General features: G+C 37.6%; 20 protein-coding genes. 16 read left to right on the top strand and 4 right to left on the bottom strand.

Annotation, left to right across the window (positions count from 1 at the left end; genetic code table 11):
• The first annotated feature begins 8 nt into the window (after positions 1-8).
• Positions 9-2,012: a beta-glucoside-specific PTS transporter subunit IIABC gene (locus tag ACG72T_RS00570; protein ID WP_395263994.1), complete on the top strand. Its 2,004-nt coding sequence runs from the start codon at positions 9-11 to the stop codon at positions 2,010-2,012.
• 37 nt (positions 2,013-2,049) lie between these two features.
• Complete coding sequence (locus ACG72T_RS00565) at positions 2,050-3,501, top strand: glycoside hydrolase family 1 protein (protein ID WP_395263993.1); 1,452 nt, start codon at positions 2,050-2,052, stop codon at positions 3,499-3,501.
• A 102-nt stretch (positions 3,502-3,603) separates the two neighbouring features.
• Here ACG72T_RS00565 and ACG72T_RS00560 read toward each other — a convergent pair whose 3' ends face one another.
• On the bottom strand, positions 3,604-3,981 hold the full coding sequence (locus ACG72T_RS00560) for a hypothetical protein (protein WP_395263992.1): 378 nt from the start codon (positions 3,979-3,981) through the stop codon (positions 3,604-3,606).
• 234 nt (positions 3,982-4,215) lie between these two features.
• Between ACG72T_RS00560 and ACG72T_RS00555 the strand changes: the two genes are divergently transcribed.
• Positions 4,216-4,413, top strand: coding sequence for a hypothetical protein (locus ACG72T_RS00555; RefSeq protein WP_395263991.1), 198 nt, complete (start codon positions 4,216-4,218; stop codon positions 4,411-4,413).
• Positions 4,414-4,477: 64 nt separating this feature from the next.
• The gene (locus tag ACG72T_RS00550; protein WP_395263990.1) at positions 4,478-4,642 is read left to right on the top strand and encodes a hypothetical protein; all 165 of its coding nucleotides are present in this window, start codon (positions 4,478-4,480) and stop codon (positions 4,640-4,642) included.
• A gap of 73 nt (positions 4,643-4,715) precedes the next feature.
• Here the strand turns inward: ACG72T_RS00550 and ACG72T_RS00545 are convergent, their stop codons facing one another.
• The gene (locus ACG72T_RS00545; RefSeq protein WP_395263989.1) at positions 4,716-7,040 is read right to left on the bottom strand and encodes an HAD-IC family P-type ATPase; all 2,325 of its coding nucleotides are present in this window, start codon (positions 7,038-7,040) and stop codon (positions 4,716-4,718) included.
• An 87-nt stretch (positions 7,041-7,127) separates the two neighbouring features.
• Between ACG72T_RS00545 and ACG72T_RS00540 the strand changes: the two genes are divergently transcribed.
• The 5 genes from ACG72T_RS00540 to ACG72T_RS00520 all read left to right on the top strand — a co-directional run bounded on the left by ACG72T_RS00540 (position 7,128) and on the right by ACG72T_RS00520 (position 12,486).
• The gene (locus ACG72T_RS00540) at positions 7,128-7,790 is read left to right on the top strand and encodes an HAD hydrolase-like protein (RefSeq protein WP_395263988.1); all 663 of its coding nucleotides are present in this window, start codon (positions 7,128-7,130) and stop codon (positions 7,788-7,790) included.
• Positions 7,791-7,858: 68 nt separating this feature from the next.
• Positions 7,859-8,611 carry a hypothetical protein gene (locus tag ACG72T_RS00535; protein ID WP_395263987.1) on the top strand — a complete coding sequence of 251 codons (753 nt, stop codon included), beginning with the start codon at positions 7,859-7,861 and terminating at the stop codon, positions 8,609-8,611.
• A 14-nt stretch (positions 8,612-8,625) separates the two neighbouring features.
• Positions 8,626-8,988 carry an iron-sulfur cluster biosynthesis family protein gene (locus tag ACG72T_RS00530; protein WP_395263986.1) on the top strand — a complete coding sequence of 121 codons (363 nt, stop codon included), beginning with the start codon at positions 8,626-8,628 and terminating at the stop codon, positions 8,986-8,988.
• A gap of 66 nt (positions 8,989-9,054) precedes the next feature.
• Positions 9,055-10,734 carry a hypothetical protein gene (locus ACG72T_RS00525; RefSeq protein WP_395263985.1) on the top strand — a complete coding sequence of 560 codons (1,680 nt, stop codon included), beginning with the start codon at positions 9,055-9,057 and terminating at the stop codon, positions 10,732-10,734.
• Positions 10,735-10,827: 93 nt separating this feature from the next.
• The gene (locus ACG72T_RS00520) at positions 10,828-12,486 is read left to right on the top strand and encodes a hypothetical protein (RefSeq protein WP_395263984.1); all 1,659 of its coding nucleotides are present in this window, start codon (positions 10,828-10,830) and stop codon (positions 12,484-12,486) included.
• 59 nt (positions 12,487-12,545) lie between these two features.
• On the opposite strand, the gene ACG72T_RS00515 is transcribed toward ACG72T_RS00520, so the two are convergent.
• A complete protein-coding gene (locus ACG72T_RS00515; RefSeq protein ID WP_395263983.1) occupies positions 12,546-13,934 on the bottom strand; it encodes a hemolysin family protein in 1,389 nt (462 codons plus the stop codon).
• 226 nt (positions 13,935-14,160) lie between these two features.
• Between ACG72T_RS00515 and ACG72T_RS00510 the strand changes: the two genes are divergently transcribed.
• The 7 genes from ACG72T_RS00510 to ACG72T_RS00480 all read left to right on the top strand — a co-directional run bounded on the left by ACG72T_RS00510 (position 14,161) and on the right by ACG72T_RS00480 (position 18,446).
• A complete protein-coding gene (locus ACG72T_RS00510; RefSeq protein WP_395263982.1) occupies positions 14,161-14,718 on the top strand; it encodes a hypothetical protein in 558 nt (185 codons plus the stop codon).
• Positions 14,719-14,841: 123 nt separating this feature from the next.
• Positions 14,842-15,738, top strand: a complete 897-nt coding sequence (gene gnd / locus ACG72T_RS00505) for a phosphogluconate dehydrogenase (NAD(+)-dependent, decarboxylating) (protein ID WP_395263981.1) — start codon at positions 14,842-14,844, stop codon at positions 15,736-15,738.
• A 56-nt stretch (positions 15,739-15,794) separates the two neighbouring features.
• A complete protein-coding gene (locus ACG72T_RS00500) occupies positions 15,795-16,211 on the top strand; it encodes a fluoride efflux transporter FluC (protein ID WP_395263980.1) in 417 nt (138 codons plus the stop codon).
• Complete coding sequence (locus ACG72T_RS00495; protein WP_395263979.1) at positions 16,208-16,552, top strand: fluoride efflux transporter FluC; 345 nt, start codon at positions 16,208-16,210, stop codon at positions 16,550-16,552. The genes ACG72T_RS00500 and ACG72T_RS00495 overlap by 4 nt, the downstream gene beginning before the upstream one ends.
• Positions 16,553-16,565: 13 nt before the next feature.
• A complete protein-coding gene (locus ACG72T_RS00490) occupies positions 16,566-16,985 on the top strand; it encodes a DUF805 domain-containing protein (protein ID WP_395263978.1) in 420 nt (139 codons plus the stop codon).
• 57 nt (positions 16,986-17,042) lie between these two features.
• Positions 17,043-17,609 carry an SOS response-associated peptidase family protein gene (locus ACG72T_RS00485; protein ID WP_395264166.1) on the top strand — a complete coding sequence of 189 codons (567 nt, stop codon included), beginning with the start codon at positions 17,043-17,045 and terminating at the stop codon, positions 17,607-17,609.
• Between the two features lie 6 nt (positions 17,610-17,615).
• Complete coding sequence (locus ACG72T_RS00480; protein ID WP_395263977.1) at positions 17,616-18,446, top strand: methyltransferase domain-containing protein; 831 nt, start codon at positions 17,616-17,618, stop codon at positions 18,444-18,446.
• Positions 18,447-18,517: 71 nt separating this feature from the next.
• Here the strand turns inward: ACG72T_RS00480 and ACG72T_RS00475 are convergent, their stop codons facing one another.
• Positions 18,518-19,072, bottom strand: coding sequence for a TetR/AcrR family transcriptional regulator (locus ACG72T_RS00475; protein ID WP_395263976.1), 555 nt, complete (start codon positions 19,070-19,072; stop codon positions 18,518-18,520).
• Positions 19,073-19,170: the final 98 nt, after the last annotated feature.

Genomic DNA, 19,170 nt, shown 5'->3' with positions numbered 1-19,170 from the left:
AGGATATTATGACGAAAGATTATACTAGTTTGGCTACAAAAATAGTTAAACTTGTTGGTGGCAAGGAAAACGTTATTAGCGTTGTTCATTGTGCAACTAGATTACGGTTTAAATTAAAGAATGAAAAAAAGGCCAATACTGAAGAACTAAAGGATACAGATGGTGTTGTGACTGTTGTTCAAAGCGGTGGACAATATCAGGTAGTTATCGGAAATGAAGTTGCTGATGTTTACGATAAGGTAATCAAAGTTGGTGGCTTTGCCGACGGAGGAGTTGTCCCCGATGATTATGAAGAATCTGACAAAAATATGAGTCTGTTAGATAAATTCATTGACTTGATCTCTGGCATTTTTGCACCAGCACTGGGAATTTTGGCAGCGACAGGGATGATTAAAGGTTTAGCCACGATTTTATTGACAGCAGGATTAATCACTAAAACCTCTGGTACATACGTAATTTTATATGCAATTGGTGATTCATTCTTCTACTTTTTACCAGTTGTATTAGGATTTTCCGCTTCTAAAAAATTTAGAGTTGATCCATTTATTGGGATGACGATTGGTGCTTCACTAGTTTACCCAACGATTGTTGCATTAAATCCAACGGCAGTAACTGGAAAACCGCTATTCACACTATTTTCTGGGTCAATGCTTGCTTCCCCAATTCACATTACTTTCTTAAAAATACCAGTAATTATGATGAATTATACTTCTTCGGTTATTCCAATTATTGTAGCAGTTTGGATTGCCGCTAAAGTGGAAAGATATTTTAAGAAGATAGTTCCAAGTGTTGTAAAAACTTTCTTAGTACCATTCTTTACATTACTTGTTGTCGTACCATTGACACTGCTAGTAGTTGGACCTATTACTTCATGGATTAGTGATGCTTTAGCTGCTGGTGCTTCAGCTTTATATGGACTCAGTCCTATCATTACAGGTGCTGTACTTGGTGGTTTGTGGCAAGTACTTGTTATTTTTGGCCTACATTGGGGCTTGGTTCCACTACAAATGCTCAATCTGCAAAATTTACATAGTGATCCCATTTTAGTTTTGACGATTGGTGCTTCATTTGCTCAAATCGGCGCTGTTTTAGCTGTTATTTTAAAAGTAAAGAACAAGAAAATTAAAGGATTAGGTTGGTCCGCCTTCTTGTCAGGGATTTTTGGTATTACTGAACCAGCTATTTACGGTATTACACTTCCTCGTAAAAAAGTGTTTGCCATGAGTTGTATTGGTGCCGCCATTGGCGGTGCTATCTTAGGACTATTTGGTACCAGATATTATATGACTGGGGGCTTAGGAGTATTTACATTACCTAGTTTGATTGGTCCTAAAGGAATCGATATGGGATTCTATGGAGCATTAATTGCATTTGCAGTTTCATTTATTTCAGGATTGGTTTTATCTTTGATGTTTGGATTTAGTAAAGAAGATCTCAAAGAAGAAAATAAAATCACTGAAACTACTACAAATTCTGATTCTGAACTTGCAACTGCTATGGTAAGCGCTGGTACAAGCAATACAACTAGTGCACCGGAAACAGTTGAAAAAGAACCTGTCGAACCAGAAACAATCCTCAGCCCAATTAAAGGTGTCACCGTACCTTTGAGTGATGTAAAAGATGAAGTTTTTGCTTCGGAATCGCTTGGTAAAGGGGTGGCTATTCTACCCGATGAAGGAAAAGTTTATTCACCAGTTGATGGTAAAGTAACTGTTGTCTTCCCAACTAAACATGCTATTGGTATTAATTCAGACAATGGAGCTGAATTATTGATCCATATCGGTATGGATACGGTTCAATTGGAAGGTAAAGGTTTTACCAGTCATGTGGAACAGAATCAAATGGTTCATAAAGGTGATTTATTGATGGAATTTGATGTCGATGGCATTACTAGCCAGGGATATGATGTAACGACACCTATTATCATCACGAATACTAAGAATTATAATAAAGTAGACATAGTCGCTAGTGGTCAAGTAAATCACGGTGACGAAGTTATTAAATTATCATAAGGCTATTAAAAAATTAAAGGGTAAAGGAGCAATTAAAATGACAGAATTTCCAAAGAACTTTTTATGGGGTGGCGCTACAGCCGCTAATCAATACGAAGGGGCCTGGAATGTTGATGGTAAAGGAATTAGTACCGCTGACCTATTGTTAGGTGGAACTTATGACAAGCCACGTATCTTTACTAAAGAAGTAAAAGATGGAGCCTATTATCCATCTCACGAAGGCAGTGATTTTTATCACCACTATCAAGAGGATATCAAGCTATTGGCAGGCATGGGCTATAAGACATATCGGATGTCGGTTGCTTGGACGAGAATCTTTCCTAATGGAGACGATGCCACACCTAATCAAAAAGGACTAGATTTTTATCGTCATGTTTTTGAAGAATGTCATAAATATGGTATCGAACCACTAGTTACGATCTCACATTATGAAATGCCTTATCATTTAACAGAAGCCTATGGTGGCTGGGGTAGTCGTAAGGTCATCGACTTTTATGTTAAATATGCTCAAACACTCTTTAATGAATATAAGGGCTTGGTCAAATATTGGTTAACGTTTAACGAAATCAATATTGGTATGATGTTTGGTGGTTACATGTCACTAGGCTTGCCGATTAAAGATGGGGCAGCTCCTTTTAATCCCAACATGTCTGACGAAGATATTCAAAATAATCTTCAAGGATTACACCACCAATTCGTAGCCAGCGCTTTAGCAGTTAAAATTGGTCACAAGATTGATTCAAACAATATGATTGGCTGTATGATTGCCGGTAATGTCAATTATCCTTTAACTTCAAATCCTGATGATGTCTTGAAAGCTCAATTGGCTAATGAAATCAATAATTATTACTGTGGCGATGTCCAAGTTCGTGGGGCTTATCCTCATTTTGCACAACGCTTCTGGAATGAGCATAACGTTAAACTAAACATTACCGCAGAAGATTCAGAAGTTTTAAAAGAAGGTACTGTTGATTACTATACTTTCAGTTACTATTCATCTAACGCCTTGACTACCGATGAATCAAAAGGTTCAGCTGCTGGTAATTTTTCAACGGGAGTTAAAAATCCTTACTTGAAATACAGCGAATGGGGCTGGGCAATGGATCCAAAAGGCCTCCGTTGGTATCTAAATGATGTTTATGGACGCTATGGTATTCCAGTGATGGTAGTTGAAAATGGCTTGGGAGCTCGAGATAAAGTCGAAACCGATGGTTCAATCAATGATGATTACCGCATCGAGTATCTCAAAGGTCACATTGAACAAATGAAAGAAGCTATCAAAGATGGTGTTGATTTGATCGGTTACACGCCTTGGGGTTGTATTGATTTAGTTTCTGCCGGTACTGGCCAAATGGCAAAGCGTTACGGTTTCGTCTATGTTGATCGTGATGATGAGCAAAAAGGTGACTTCAGCCGTACGCCAAAGAAGAGTTATTATTGGTACAAACAAGTTATCGAATCAAACGGTGAAAACATTCAAAATAATTAATTAGAAAATTAGATATCACTTAATTCACAACTAAAAATAGTCCTAGTTAACCATCGAAAAATGGCTTACTAGGACTATTTGGATACAAAGATTTTAGTTAAATTAGAGTTGCGTTTCCAACTTCTTGTTATTTTTGACAACGTATTCATTTTTATTTTGGAGATTGGGTAAGATCTTGTTACGTAACTGGTTATTTTCAAAGACGATTTCGTCATAAGGGTGTGTTTTTAAGTAACGGGTCACGCACTTAGTAAAATAATTAAATGTTGCCAAGTCACGTTGGAATGGTTTCTTGTGGAACTTTTCAAATAGTTGGTTGAGAAGATTGTCAACAAGTTTGATATGCTTAGGAATCTCAATTGATTGAGTATTGGCAGTGTACCAAATCTTTTGGCGACCAGGCGTGAAGATGATTTCAGCATCATTAACGTAGGGAATCTTGTTGATATCCAGAGCTACGGCAATTACTTTTTTTGACATGAAAAAGACTCCTTTCATTTACTGTAAAATCATCATATCATAAGAAGATTTATAGAATTTAAAGAATGCTTGATGTTTTTGTGAACTTGTCAAAGGAATATTATTAAACCAATTTTTTTAAATGCTGGACAATTTGTAAAATGATACTGACAAATTCATAAGCTTGAAAATTGCATCAATCGAATTAAGCTTTCATAATTGAAGTGAAATCTCAAAGCTGAGAGGTAGATCTTTATGAAAGAAAATGTCCCGAAAATAACGTTACGAGTTGCAATCATTGTTTTGGTGATATTATCCGTTTTATTCTATTCATTGAATCAACCCAATGCTATCTTAGCAATGTTTGCGGTGGTGGTCTTATCCGTCATCTATTTAGGCGGCATGGAAAAGAATCACGAAAAAGCTATGCACCATCGACGCCATTCGGAGTAAAAGGTTCCCCAGTTGCATTAAGAGCTTGATAAAAGTAGACTGAAGTTGATTAAGGGGTGATTGTATGCGACAGATGGTAAAAATGTTGATAGTAGTTCTGGTGGCGGCCTTAATAGTCGCAATTATTTCAACTTTGAAACTCAATGGAATCGTACAGAGTGTTATCTATGCGGTTTTGATTGGGTTGGTCGTCTATGCAATTGACCTTATTTTACGATTAGATAAATAAATACCCATTTTTGATTCCATTCAAAAAGCCCGCTGATTTCTAAATTTAGAATCAGGGGGCTCTTTTAAAAAATTTATTTCCAATTGATTCTTGAGAAGACTCGTCGACCTAAGACTTCACGCATAAACATAAATAATGGCCAAGCAATCAATGACAAAGCAACGTATAAATAAGCGTAATGCCAGTCTAAAATGCTCTGTAATCCAAAGGTATTACCACTGAAAATGAAGGTAATGATGAATAGCACAATTGAGAGAGCAATCATGACTTTTTTGCGGGTAATCAAAGGATTACTGATGGATATTAACGCACAATAACCGATGATACCGATAGTAAAGACTGATAGAGTAGAAGTTGTGTTGTAGTTGAAATTGAAATGATTTCCCAGGATTGAGATTGCCATGATCAGTAAAATATTGCAGATTGCTGATGGTAAGGCGACTTCCATAACGTTGCGCATGAAACGACCAGCTGGTGGAGTGTAGTTAGGTTCCAAAGCGAGTATGAAAGTTGGTATTCCAACGGTCAAGGCATTGATTGGTGTCAATTGTGATGGCTGGAAAGGATAACCGGTTCCTAAAACGATAAAGATGATTGATAAAACCACCGAGTAGATCGTCTTGATTAGAAATAATGAGGCCACGCGCTCAACGTTATTGATAACTCGACGACCTTCATTGAGCATAAAAATCATTGAATCGAAGTTGCGATTCAAAAGCACAAAGTCGGCCGTTGCCTCAGCCGCATCACTTTCACCCGCAATGGCAACGCTACAGTCTGATTGACGCATAGCTAAAACGTCGTTGACGCCATCACCGGTCATACCAACTGTCAAACCATTGTCTTGCATAGCCTTGATCAAATCGGCTTTTTGAGCAGGACGTACACGGCCAAAAATCTTATATTTTTTGACTAGATCGTGATAGTCTGTTTCATCAGAGATAGTACCCATGTCAACGTAGTCATGACCTGAAGAAATTCCGGCTTGGACGGCTACGTTAGCAACAGTGACGGGGTTATCACCCGAAATAATTCGCAATTTTATACCTTGATTCTTCAAGTAACTAAAAGTATCCGGAGCTTGTTTACGAACTTCGTCAGAGATCAATAGTAGTCCTTGAAGTTTTTCATCAGCTAACACAGCAATGACACGAAAGCCTTCTTGAGCAGCCGTTTCAACGGTCTGTTTGACCTCTGTAGTCGGATTCTCAATGATAAATTCAGGAGCACCCATGATATAGCGGGTATTGTCGGTGGCAATAAAACCAGAATACTTTGTTTCCGATGAAAATGGTATGACTTCCTTGATATCTTTTTGTAACGGCGCAACACCTAAGTTTTTGACCGCCAAAGCAGTGGCATTGGTTTCTTTAGTAGCGTCAACGATTTTTTGAGCGATGGCTTGGACGTTACTTTCTGAAGTTTGATAAGCCACAGTTTTTTTGATAGTCAATTTACCAGTGGTGATTGTACCCGTTTTGTCGAGGCATAAAACGTCGACGCGGGCTAAGGTCTCAATAGCGCTTAGTGAACGGACGAGGATCTGCCGTTTAGTTAAATTATAGGCACCAGTTGCTAGAGCAACAGAAGTCAAGAGTACTAGACCTTCGGGAATCATCCCAATCACAGAAGCGGAAGTTCCTAAAATGGCTTTGGAAATATCGCCATTTTTTAGAAATGAACGAAAGAATAAAAGAAGTCCGACGGGAATAATTGTGTATGTTAAAATCTTAATAATATTGTTAATGATTTTCATTAGGACACTGACGTTGCGTTTTTCTTTGCCGACAGCAGAAGAAATTTTTGAAACAAAGCTTTCCCGTCCTACTTGTGTCAATTGAACTTTAGCTTGACCAGCGACAACGAAACTGCCGGAATAGATTTCATCATCAATCTGTTTACTGATGGTGTCAGCTTCACCGGTGATACTTGATTCGTTGGTCTGCAAACCGTTAGTGTAGCGGACGATACCATCTGCTGGAATCGTATCGCCACGTTTGAGCGTAACGATATCGTCTTCAACTAAGCTGGCAATATCAACTTCTTGATCTTTTCCATCCCGTGTAACGGTAAAAGTTGCTGCATGAACGAGACTGATCTTATCGATGGTAATTTTTGCACGGATTTCTTGATAGCTACCGATAATGATATTAGCGATCACTGGTCCTAAGAAGAAGAGATTTCGATATGAACCAGTCCAAGCAATTAATAAGGCGATGATTAAGTTTAAAAAGTTGAACAAAGTGAATAAGTTGTCAGCCAAAATTTTAGGGATTGGCCGCGATAATTTTTTGATTTGAACGTTACTTAGTCCCGCTTGAGTCTGTGAGGCAACTTGTGTCGCAGTTAAACCCGCATCGAGACTGGTGTATTCTTGAGGACGTTTTATTTTTGCCATACTCTACCTACGACTGTTAGTTATTTTCGATTGAATGCTATATAATCTTTACATAACTTAAATTTAACACAAAAGGATGAAGCTAATTTGAACAATTTGTTTTTTGATTTGGATGGAACGATTATTAATTCAGAAATTGGAATTATGAAGAGTTTAAAGTATATGTACAATAAAACTTTAGGCTATGTGCCGCATGATGATGCCACGTTACATACTTTTATCGGACCAACGATTGGGGCTTCATTACAAAAATATGACCACGTTGCAGCAGATGATCCATTTATTAACCAAAGTATAAATGCTTTTAGGGAATATTATCAAGCGCAAGGCTGGGAAGAATATACAGTCTTCGATGGGATTTATGATATGATGGAGTCCTTAAAGTCGGCTGATAAAGAAATCTTTATTGCCACTTCTAAACCGGAGATTTTTGCAAAAAGAATTATCGATCAATTAAATATGAAACAATATGTTAGACACGTTTTTGGTGCGGCTGAAGATGAGTCAGTTCGTTCTTTGAAAGAAGACGTCATTTCTTACGGGATTAAGAAAACTTCAGTTGATTTGGATACTAAAAACCTTGTTATGGTTGGGGATCGTAGCAGTGATATTGTCGGGGCACACAAGAATAATCTCAAGGCTATTGGTGTCACTTATGGCTTTGGTGATTACGATGAACTAAAAGCTGCTAATTCTGAATGGATCGTTAAGAATCCACAGGAGATTGCTAAACTAGCTATGGAGAATTAGAAATTATGAGCAAGTCATCATCGTACAACAGACACGGTTTTACATTAGTTTTATTATCGATTTGTTTAATGGTAATTGTTTTTTTCGGTATTACACTTTCGACAGTTTTAAACGCGAATTATGTCAAAAAAGTCGTTAATAGTGAGAGTAATGTTACCTTAATTAAAAATTATACTAATCAAAGATTAGGTCGCTTGGTGAACAGTTATTCGGCTTCAGCCAACCTTTCAGCGGTCAATCTGACTAATAGTGATGTAAAGAAAATCATCGATACTTCCGTGGACGAAGTGTATAGTGGTGACTCTAAATTAACAGTAGGTAGCGCTATTTTGGCGACTATCAGTACTAAATTAAAAAAAGAAGCTCAAGACTACGGACTTAATATCGACAGTGAGATTGATACGGTCATCAACAGCAATGAGGCGATCATGAATCAAATTGTCGATAATGACCTGGGGCAAATCGAAAAGGTCATCAGTCAAATTCAGACGATCAAACGACTGATCAAGGCCATTATGATGATTGCGGCAGTAGTCTTTATTTTGTTGGCGATTCGATTGCGGGTCAAAGTCGGTTCCAACATGTTATTCTTCCATCATTTAGGAACAGTGGGAATCTGTACCTCGATTTTGTTAGCCGCTTTGTTGGGAGCAACTTATTATCCTCTGCAAGATATGATCGTAAGCAACATCGATTACAATATTCGAGATGTCTTATATAATGTACTAAATGGCATTTTGCTCAGCTATATTTCCATTATCTTCATGGTTTTCATCGTGAGTTTATTGGATTGGGGCAGCACGACCAAATATAAGTATTAAAAGAGGAATCCGCTATGAAAATCGAAATTACTGAACCAGCACAGGCAAAACTACAAAAATACGTCGATGCAGGCAAGAAGATTTTACTTGATCTTGATGATGGATTTGGTAAATTCTCCAATGAGGGTACTTGTGCTTTGCTAACCAAATTTCGAATTATGGTAGTTGACACTGATGAGGATTTGAGTGATTATTCGACACATTTGGAAAGTGAATTGGGAACGATCTACTTTAAAAACAGTGCTAAAGAATTTTTAGACGACAGTATGTCACTAAAAGTTGATCCAAAGACCCAACTCATAATTTTCTCCAACTCTAAAGAGATCATCGATAAGAGCGTTAATATCATCGATTACGATTTGGTGAAAAACAATTAAAAAATATTGAGGGAGCTTAAAGACATTTGTCTTTAGGCTCCCTTTTCTCGTCAAGGCGGAAATACTATGAAGAAAATAATAGCTCAACATAAATTCTTGTTAACTTTATTATTATTTATATTTGTCAGTCTAGCCTCAATCTATTTAACGGGTTTAAATGGTCATATTTGGACTTTTCTAGGGATGAATAACGATGGGCGATTCCATGTTGTTCGAATGGAAGGTCTCTATGAATCCATGCGGGATGGAGTTTATTTGCCAGCCGTCAATATGACCTTTATGGACGGTTTTGGTTATATTTCTAATATCTTTTATTCCAATTTGTGGCTTTATCCAGTAGCGCTCTTGAGAATGGCAGGTTTATCGATAGCAGAGTCATTTGTTGCCTATTATGTGATTTTGAACTTTTGTACCTTGTTGATTTCCTTCTGGTCGTTTTATCAAGTCAGCCACAGGTATGATAAAAGTTTAGTGTTTAGCTTGATTTATAGTCTCTCAATCTATCGTATTTTTGATATGGTGCGACGTTTTGACATTGGGGAGACTTTGACTTTTACATTCTTACCCTTGGTTGTTTTAGGAGTCTACGCAATTTTTTACGGCAATCGGCAAAAGTGGATCTATTTAGCCATCGGAATGTCAGCGGTAATCTATTCCCACGCCTTATCACCAATTTTGATAGTGATTTTTATCTTAATGGTGATGGTGTTGAGAAGTAAGACTCTTATCAGAGAACCGAGGCGACTATTGTCGTTGTTATATGCGAGCTTAACGTCATTAGCCTTAACCTTAGCGTATTTTTTACCAATTTATGAGCAATTGAAAACGACTCAGTTTAAACTGACTCACGATCCGTTGTTATATATTTCTCAGGGGAGTATGGGACTAAGCGATTTGTGGCATTGGAGTTTGACTAGTGATCTCTACAATCAGAACATTGGGGCGCTATTTTTATTAGTTATTTTAATTATTCCTTTTACAGTTTGGTTCGTAAAAAATCCACCGATTCGAGACTTTGCAATTATTGCAGAAATATTGTTTTTTATGACGACTAATTTATTTCCTTGGCAGCTTTTTGTTAATACGCCTCTAAATATGATTCAATTTCCGTGGCGCTTTTTCATGATTATTTCGATTTTAATAGCTATTATTTTGGCAAGTGATCCAATCAATTGGTTCAAACAGACCTGGAAGAAAGTTTTATTAGTTGGAATTGCGTTTGGATTGACCATTGGTTCAGAACAAATGTTGATCAAGAATCATCCCGATGAATATCAATTATATTCACAATTCAATGATTTAAATAAGTTTAGTATCGGTGCCGGACAAGAGTACTTACCTAAGTCTGCGCAACTAAATGCATTGGCCGCAACTTCACATTTGCCGCAATTACAAAGTGGAACCGCAGAGATCTTTGACTTCAAGCAAAAAGGGTCAAAAATACAGTTCAAATATAAAAATGCTCAAAAGGCAAAAGTTGATGTTCCTGTAATCAGTTATCACGGTTATTCCGCTAAGAATTCCACTGGCAAGGTGTCGGAAATCAGAATGAATCAGGAAAATAATGGCCTAGGTCAGTTGACGATCGATGGCGCAGGGAAAGTTGAGATCGATTACTTCAAAACGACCATTCAAAGAATTAGCCGTAACTGTTCAATTTTTAGTCTGTTTATTTTAATTCTAGGAGTTATCTTTCAGAAAAAGTTACAAAATAGAGTATCTTTAGAGAATAATGAATTAGTATAATAAGGTGTGTTGCATGTATTACAAGGAAGGTATTCTATTTTGCAATTAACTTTTCTGAAAAATAAAAAAATTAAAACGAGTTTGCTGATTATTTTGACAGCATTACTCTTTGCTTTAGTCAGCCTTTTAGCGCTATATCAGGCTGAAATCAGTCATGGAAAAATCTGGGCCTATATCGCCTCGAGTGAAAATAGATTTCAGATGATGCGGATTGAAGGATTGTATCATTCGATGCAACGACATCAATTCTTTCCACTGATCAATATGTCATTTTTGAATGGATTTGGCTATATTGCCAGTATTTTTAATTCTGACTTATTACTGTATCCAGCGGCCATATTACGGTTGATCGGCTATTCTAGTGCTCAAACCACTGTGATTTATTTTTGGTTAATGAATTTTTTGACGTTTGGAATTTCATTTTTATGTTTCTACAAGGCGGTTCCAAAGTATTTCAATAGTCTCGTTTTTAGTTTTGTGTATACTTTATCGACTTATCGCTTGCATATGATGTTGTTTCGCCAAAATATCGGTGAAATCGGGGCACTGCTCTTTTTACCGATTGTGGTATTAGGAATTTATGAAGTCTTTTATGGAGATGAGAAGCACTGGCTGTATCTAGCTTTTGGTATGACTGGTTTGGTATATTCTCAAGCTATTTCACCACTGTTGGTGGCCAGTCTGATAGTGCTGATAGCAATTGCTCAATTTAAGGAATTGCAAAGTCACCGTAGGCGTTTGGTGTCATTACTGTGGGCCGTGATTGCTTCAACTTTGATGAGCCTAGCTTATTATGTCCCCATTTTTGAGCAGCTCCATCACACGAAGTTGATTTTGTCACAAGCTCAAGGCAGATTACCTGATATGGCAACTGACTTCGCAGACATTTTAGGGTGGAGTTTCAATAATACTATCACTCAACCAAATATCGGTTTGATTTTGACTGTCACAGCCTTGATATTATTGATTTCGTTGCCCAAGATTAAGGCGCCTGCTTTAAGACATTTTTCAATTCTAGGTATCTTGATGTTATTAGCTACTTCTAGCATTATGCCGTGGGTCGTGTTTAACCATACGGTCTTGAAATTTATGCTTTATCCTTGGCGCCTAGACTTGTTAGCCACTATTTTGCTGGCAATCGTGCTAGCGGCTGATCCTTTGAAGATTTTTGATAAAAAAACTTTCAAGTTAGGTTTGATTGCATTGACGATGATTTTTGCCGTTTCCGCAAGTTATCGATTAGTCACAGGTGCACCGGTACAAATGAATACCTATGACGCTTATAACCAACAGGAACCCTTTACGATCGATAAGGAGCAGTCGTATTTGCCAGTTGGGACAACTTTAAGTCAATTGCAAAGAAGCGCCCACAAGCCAAAGGTGGTCCAAGGACAGGCTAAGTTGAAAAACTTTAAACAGTATGGAACTAGATTGAGCTTCAACTTCAAACAAGCCAAAAAGGCCAAGGTTGATTTGCCGATCATTGCTTACTATGGTTTCCAATCCACGCAATCGAGTGGGAAGGTTTCTAAACTGCGTGTTGATAAGAACAATAACAATTTAGCTCAAGTTACCATCAATGGTTCGGGAAAAGTCACTGTCGATTACTTTGAGACTATGGCTCAAAAAGTCAGTCGTCGAATTTCCTTTTTAACCCTTTTGATTATAATTGCCGTCGTGTTTATTAATGAGTTAGAGTTAGTTGATTTCAATCGTATCGAAGGATTGAAGATCAATAATAAAGCCAAATGAAAAATGCCTTGCCAACAATCAAATTAGATTGTAGCAAGGCACTTTTTATTTGTTATAGGTTATTCTTTCAAATCATCAACGTCGGTCAATGATGCTAAATTATCTTGTTTAGTAACGGCGGTTTTATCGATGGAAACTTTAAACCAGTTAACGAAACCGTGGTCGAATTCAGCAACGACAAACTTGAAGTTACCCAATTCAATTTCTGAATCCTTCTTTAGGTTAGGGAACTTCTCAATCAAATATCCACCAACGGTGATAATATCGGATTTTTGGAATTCCTTAACATCAGTTCTAAAGTAACGTTCGAAATCGTATAACGTCGTTTTACCTGAAACGTTATAAGTACCATCATCATTTTTGACGATATATTCATCGGAAACATCATCAATCTCATCTTTGACAGTTCCAAATAATTCTTCGTAAATATCTTTATCTGTAACGATACCACTAGTCCCACCATACTCGTCAACGACAATAACGATAGGGGTCTGTTTCTTGATCATCTTGTTCAAAATATCTTGAATAGGCATTGTTTCTGGTACGGTATTAACTGATCTCAAGATCCGGCTGATACCAACATCGCCATCAACTTGGTTCTGACGGACGATATCGTAGGCGTAGACATACCCCAGAATCTTATCTTTATCGTTGTCAGCCACGACAGGGAATCTTGAGAAACCTTGTTGGAGGTAATCCTTGATGACGTCCTTGACCTTGTCAGTAATATCAACGACATAAAGACTTGTCCGATCGACCATGATATCTTTAGCTACTTTATCGTTTAACTCAAAAGCTCTTTGCATAAAGATAACGTCGTCTGGCTCCATATCGCCACCTTCAATCGATGACTTAGAGAGCCGTAAGATCTCTGACTGTGAAAAAACTTCGTTTTCGCTATCGGCTGGTTTCATACCAATTAAGCGAACGATTCCAGAGGCTGAAGCGTTCAGTAACCAAACGAATGGATAAGTTGCCAAATGGAAGAATCTCAATGGTGTAACGACCAACATCAACATGGTCATTGGCATATCAATGGAAATATTCTTTGGCACGATTTCGGTCAAAACAACTTCCAAGTAGGTTAGTAGCAATACCCCGATGATGGAACTCAAGGCATGAAGACCGCTGCTGCCCCCAGCTGATAGATGAACAACACCGAAAACTTCGACTAGCAGATATTCAATTGTACTTTCACCGATCCAACCTAAAATGATACCGGCAATACTGGTACCAACTTGGGTTGTCGAGAGGTACTCGTTGAGGTTGTTGACCATCATCAGAGCCCGTTTTAGCTTCTTTACATTACCTTCGCCCTTTTGAATTGCATCTTCTAGTTGGCTGGAACGAGTTTGCACGAGAGCAAATTCCGCTGCCACAAAGAAGAACGCAAAAATAAAAGTTATTAGAATGATAATAAAGTTTGTTGTTATCGTAGAACTAGACAATATATTATTTCCCTTCTATTCCTGTAAAACGCATTATACACCAAAGAAAAATTAACTGCTTTGGTCACGAGTAAATATTTTATTTTTACATCTTAAGTATAGCCAATTTTGTGGTTAAAATATAGTTAACTAGCACTAAATTTGCGAGGCTAACAGAAATTGTGGTTGAACTTAACTGGCTTTATTTTTATAATGAAGAGAATGAAACGACCTTGGGGGAATCCTTTTGAGTAAAGTAAAAACTAATAATTTATTAACTCCTGCACAAGCTGCTAAGGACTTAGACATCAGCGTTGCAACGCTACGCAAGTATTCTTTGATCGTTGAGAAAACGACTGAGAATAGCAAATATTTTGAACGTAACAGTCAAAATAATCGTCTTTATACAGACAAAAATATCGAAGATTTTAAGGAAATGGTTAAGGTGAGCCATGGCCCTAAAATGACGTTGGAAACTGCCGCTGCTCAAGTGTATCCTGCCGTGACATCAAATAATGACGATAATCCTAAAAGCGATGAGTTATCAGAAATGCAGACGACCATTGCTAAATTGGAATCTGAAAATAAAAAACGCGAGTTAACAATCAAAGAACTTCAACAAGAGTTAACCGATGCTCAAAAGACTAAAGAGCAACTTCAAGCTGAATTATCAACTTTGAAACAACAAGCTGAAGAAAAAGCTGAAAATACACATGTGAAAAATGATGAAACTATCAAAGAACGTGTAAATGAAAAAGTAGACGATGATAAACGAGGTCACTGGTGGAATAGATTCATGGGCTAGTCAGCCAATCAATCCACTAATATCAACCTTTCACACAACCGGTCCGCACCAAAATGTTAACTTTGGGGCGGATTTTTTATGTATAATTAGAAACTGTGATAAGACATATTAGGAGGATTAATTTTGAAATTAGCAATGATTGGGCTTGGCAAGATGGGAATCAATTTGACAGAAAATTTGATTCGTAACGGTAACGAAGTGGTGGCGTTTGATTTAAGCGACGGAGCCAGAAATGACGCTTCAACGCTTGGGGCACAAGTAAAAGACAGTTTGGAAGAAGCTGTCAAAGCTTTAAGTGCACCCCGTATTGTATGGGTTATGTTACCAGCTGGCGATCCAACCAACAAAACCATTGATACTCTAAGTAAGATTCTCGATGAAAATGATATTGTAATTGACGGGGGAAATTCATTTTACAAAGATTCATTAAGACACAACGAGATCCTAACTGCACAAAAGATTAAGTTCTTCGATGCTGGTACATCAGGCGGTATGCGTGGTGCTAACCGTGATGGTAACTTTATGATCGGTGGCGACGATGAAAAGACGTTTGAATATATCGAACCAATTTTCAAAGGAATTGCTCAGACTGATGGTTATCTATATACTGGCAAAGCTGGTAGTGGACATTACCTTAAAATGGTTCATAACGGTATCGAATATGGTATGATGCAAGCTATCGCAGAAGGCTTCGATGTTCTAGCTCACAGCCAATTCGACTACGATAATGAAGCAGTCGCTAAGGTTTGGGAACATGGTTCAGTTATTAGAGGTTGGTTGATGGAATTGACTCAATCAGCATTTTCAAAAGATCCTAAGTTAGATGAAATTAAAGGCGTTATGCATTCATCTGGAGAAGGCAAGTGGACTTTAGAAGAAGCTTTGAACTTGCAAGTTCCAACGCCAGTCATTGCGGCTTCGTTAATGATGCGTTATCGTTCACTAGAAGATGATACCGTTACTGGTAAAGTTGTCGCCGCTTTAAGAAATGAATTTGGTGGCCATGCGGTCGAAAAATAATAAATCGGAAAAACTTGTCTGGGACAAGTTTTTTTTAATTTAGAAAGGATGTAACGATGAAGCAACGCAGTGAAACTTTTATCTATTTATTGGTAGGAGCCTTTGTTGGTAGTGATCTTCGTTATTTGGAGAGTCTGATTTTTAAAACGAAGAGCGGTTTTCCCTTAGGAACGTTGATTGCTAATATCAGTGGAGCGTTATTGTTGCCGTTTTTGATCCATTATTTGCAAGACCGCTTCAAGCTGCCTAAAAAGATCATTTTGACTTTAAGTACTGGTTTATTAGGTTCTTATACTACTTTTTCCACTTTTACAGCAGACACATATTGTCTATTTAGCAACAGTCGGTGGCTTGATTTAGCAATTTATCTGTCCATCACGATGATAGGTGGTTTCTTGGCAGCGTTAGTAGGCAACTATTGGGCCGCCTCAAGGGCATTTAGTGATTATGTGAAGAGGAGACGTCTGAAATGAGTAATTTTTTGATCGTCGGCTGTGGTGCCACGTTAGGAGCCTTTTTAAGAAATGAATTAACACAATTACAGGCAAAAATAGCAATCGATTTTCCCATAATTACGTTGCTGATAAATATTTCGGGAGCCATTTTGTTAGGTATTTTAACTGCACAAATTCATGATGGTGCGATATTATTATTGCTAGGCACTGGATTTTGTGGTGGCTTTACCACTTTTGGAACCTTCAATATGGAATTGAGTCAATTGTGGTTCCAACGTCGAATGTGGCGTTGCTTTTGGTATTTCCTTTTGACGTATGTCTTTGGGATAATAGGTTTCGTCATCGGTATTCACATTTAGGAGAACATTAAACATGCAAATGAAAGAATCAGTCTGGAACGAAAGTTTTCGACCAGGAATAATCTCTTCAACAAAATTGTACTTTCAAGATTTATTTGTTGGTGCTAAACGTATGAGTCGTAAGGACTTTTGGTGGGGTGCTTTGGGCATCTCAATTATTGCTTATTTATTAGTTGCAGTTTTGATTTGGCTAATGACCAAGATGCCAATCAATGATTTCTATTGGAGCTCAATTATTGGTGTCGCAATTGCAATGACCATGAGCTATTATTGGATTGCTTTGTTTACGGCTATTATCAGACGGTTGCATGATCGTAAGTTGAGCGGTTGGTTAATTTTACTTTCCTTAATTCCATTTGGTGGATTGGCGGTATTGATCTTATTGTGCTTACCACAAAAGAATGCTGGTAATCGTTGGCCTAAACAACTATAGAATTTGTTAAACTAGAACAGAGATGTTCTAGTTTTTGTTTTTGAAGGAGGAATGATGATGTGTGGCCGTTTTTTGTTTGACCCTGATAAAAACCCGGAAATAAAGCGAATTTATCAATTGGCAGTAGCTGATGGCTATACTCCCAAGACAGGTGAAGTCTTTCCCACTGATGAGACAGCTCTAATCGTGGCTGGTTCTAAACAGGTGAAAGTCGTGGCGATGAAGTGGGGCTTTCCTGGATTCAAAGCGGGGCAGTCCTTGATCAATGCTCGTTCGGAAACAGTCTTAGAAAAATCAATGTTTTCCCAATCATTCTTGCAACGGCGTTGTGTTTATCCAACAACTGGATTCTTTGAGTGGAATAAATCCAAGCAAAAGTATAAATTCAATTTCGATAATAGTCCCCAAACATTATTTATTGCTGGTTGCTATAATTACTTTGACAATGTGGCCCGAAGTATTTTATTCACGACGGCACCGAATGAGTCAATGATTCAGATTCATGATCGTATGCCCTTGATTTTAGCCAAGAATCAGATCAATGCTTGGATCTATGACACCGATTTTGCCAAAAATTTTTTAAGTAGCGCCATGCCCCAGTTAAAGTCGCAAATAGAGGAATAGGTATTTATGAATAGTAAAATTCAAAAATTTAGTGAAAGTAGTGATTATTTTCAATGTCCCATCTGTGGAGAAGTCTTAGAATTTAACAATAATAGTTTGACTTGTGGACAAAATCATAATTTTGACATCTCTAAAAAAGGTTTCGTAGATTTTGTTTTAAACAAAAAACAAGTGAAAAATTATGATAAGGCTTCGTTTGAGAAGCGTCATTTGATTTTAGAGAGCGGAATGTACGATCATATTGCGGACAAAATGATGTCATTGATTCAACAGCTGAACTTGACCAGTATTTTAGATGTCGGCTGTGGAGAAGGCTATTATTCCAAAAAGATGGCTACGTTAGAGGGCCGAAAGGTCTTAGCCTTTGATATTTCTAAAGATTCAATTCAATTAGCAGCTAAAGGTGTCAATACACCTGTGCAGTGGTTTGTCGGAGATTTAGCTCACTTACCAATTCAAGACCAAGTGATTGATGGGATTGTGGATATCTTTTCGCCAGCCAATTACAACGAGTTTAATCGAATTCTTCAACCGGGAGGATTTGTGCTCAAAGTTATTCCCAACCAATATCATGTCCAGGAATTGCGAAAACAAGCTCAAGATCAACTGCAACAAGCCAGTTATTCCAATCAAAAGGTGTTGGATTACTTCCAAGAGCACTATCAACTGGTCGATCAGATTGATGCCACTAAGACGTACTCAGTTTCCGAAGCGCAAAGGGCAGCTTTTATCGGTATGACGCCGTTATTATTTAATGTGGATAACAGCCTGATCGATTGGAGCCCAGTTTCTGAAATAACTGTTGGTGCCACCATCTTAGTAGGAAAAATGAAGTAAGAATAATTTTTTAATAATTGCTTAAAATTGCAAAGAGCCATCTAACCCTTGTCTTGAGGTTTAGATGGCTCTTAATTTGCATATTTATGTAAAGCGCTTTTGAAATCTCCGCCGATTAATACTTCGATCTCATTAACCAGTTCTTGAGGATCTTCTTTCATATCATGACGGAACCAATCGAAAATCAGTGAAATGAAAGCCAAACTGTAAAAATGGGCGATGAAATTCTTGTGACGTTGTTCAACGTTCAAACCGACAGCTTGCTTTTCCACAATGTTTATCACATAACTGTATAGTACTTTAAAAAGATATTTGAGCATAACGTCGCGATAGGCAGATTGATAAGTATTCTTGGTGATCTTTTGATTTTTTTTAGTTAAGAGCATGATCTGATAAAAACCTTCCTGCCAGTGTTCGTAGTTAGCAGTCCGCTCAAGAATCTCTTTAGCTTCTAGACTAGCGGAATATTCAACTAACTCATAAATATCAGAGAAATGATTGTAAAAGGTCTGTCGAGTCAGATGGCATTCCGTCACAATATCTTTAACTGTAATTTGATCGATATTTTTGTGGTGGAGTGTGGTACACAAGGCTTCACGTAAAATCCGTTTCGTGTCTTTGGTCATTTTGCGTCCCTCCCTGCTCAATCGTGTGATACATATAATTATATAAGTTTCTAGTGAAAACGTCACCGAAAAAGAAATGATTACAGACAAAGTCGAAC

The sequence above is a fragment of the Companilactobacillus sp. FL22-1 genome, from assembly GCF_043951805.1.
In the GTDB taxonomy this organism is placed as follows: domain Bacteria; phylum Bacillota; class Bacilli; order Lactobacillales; family Lactobacillaceae; genus Companilactobacillus.
This window is presented reverse-complemented; position numbering and strand designations above follow the sequence as displayed.

Excerpts from the sequence above, each read along its gene's own strand:
- ACG72T_RS00535 (WP_395263987.1), top strand. The coding sequence starts at position 7,859 with ATGGTAATTGTTTTTTTCGGTATTACACTTTCGACAGTTTTAAACGCG.
- ACG72T_RS00530 (WP_395263986.1), top strand. The coding sequence starts at position 8,626 with ATGAAAATCGAAATTACTGAACCAGCACAGGCAAAACTACAAAAATAC.
- ACG72T_RS00570 (WP_395263994.1), top strand. The coding sequence starts at position 9 with ATGACGAAAGATTATACTAGTTTGGCTACAAAAATAGTTAAACTTGTT.
- ACG72T_RS00490 (WP_395263978.1), top strand. The coding sequence starts at position 16,566 with ATGCAAATGAAAGAATCAGTCTGGAACGAAAGTTTTCGACCAGGAATA.
- ACG72T_RS00480 (WP_395263977.1), top strand. The coding sequence starts at position 17,616 with ATGAATAGTAAAATTCAAAAATTTAGTGAAAGTAGTGATTATTTTCAA.
- ACG72T_RS00500 (WP_395263980.1), top strand. The coding sequence starts at position 15,795 with ATGAAGCAACGCAGTGAAACTTTTATCTATTTATTGGTAGGAGCCTTT.
- ACG72T_RS00495 (WP_395263979.1), top strand. The coding sequence starts at position 16,208 with ATGAGTAATTTTTTGATCGTCGGCTGTGGTGCCACGTTAGGAGCCTTT.
- ACG72T_RS00565 (WP_395263993.1), top strand. The coding sequence starts at position 2,050 with ATGACAGAATTTCCAAAGAACTTTTTATGGGGTGGCGCTACAGCCGCT.
- ACG72T_RS00545 (WP_395263989.1), bottom strand. The coding sequence starts at position 7,040 with ATGGCAAAAATAAAACGTCCTCAAGAATACACCAGTCTCGATGCGGGT.
- ACG72T_RS00485 (WP_395264166.1), top strand. The coding sequence starts at position 17,043 with ATGTGTGGCCGTTTTTTGTTTGACCCTGATAAAAACCCGGAAATAAAG.
- ACG72T_RS00475 (WP_395263976.1), bottom strand. The coding sequence starts at position 19,072 with ATGACCAAAGACACGAAACGGATTTTACGTGAAGCCTTGTGTACCACA.
- ACG72T_RS00550 (WP_395263990.1), top strand. The coding sequence starts at position 4,478 with ATGCGACAGATGGTAAAAATGTTGATAGTAGTTCTGGTGGCGGCCTTA.
- ACG72T_RS00525 (WP_395263985.1), top strand. The coding sequence starts at position 9,055 with ATGAAGAAAATAATAGCTCAACATAAATTCTTGTTAACTTTATTATTA.
- ACG72T_RS00560 (WP_395263992.1), bottom strand. The coding sequence starts at position 3,981 with ATGTCAAAAAAAGTAATTGCCGTAGCTCTGGATATCAACAAGATTCCC.
- ACG72T_RS00555 (WP_395263991.1), top strand. The coding sequence starts at position 4,216 with ATGAAAGAAAATGTCCCGAAAATAACGTTACGAGTTGCAATCATTGTT.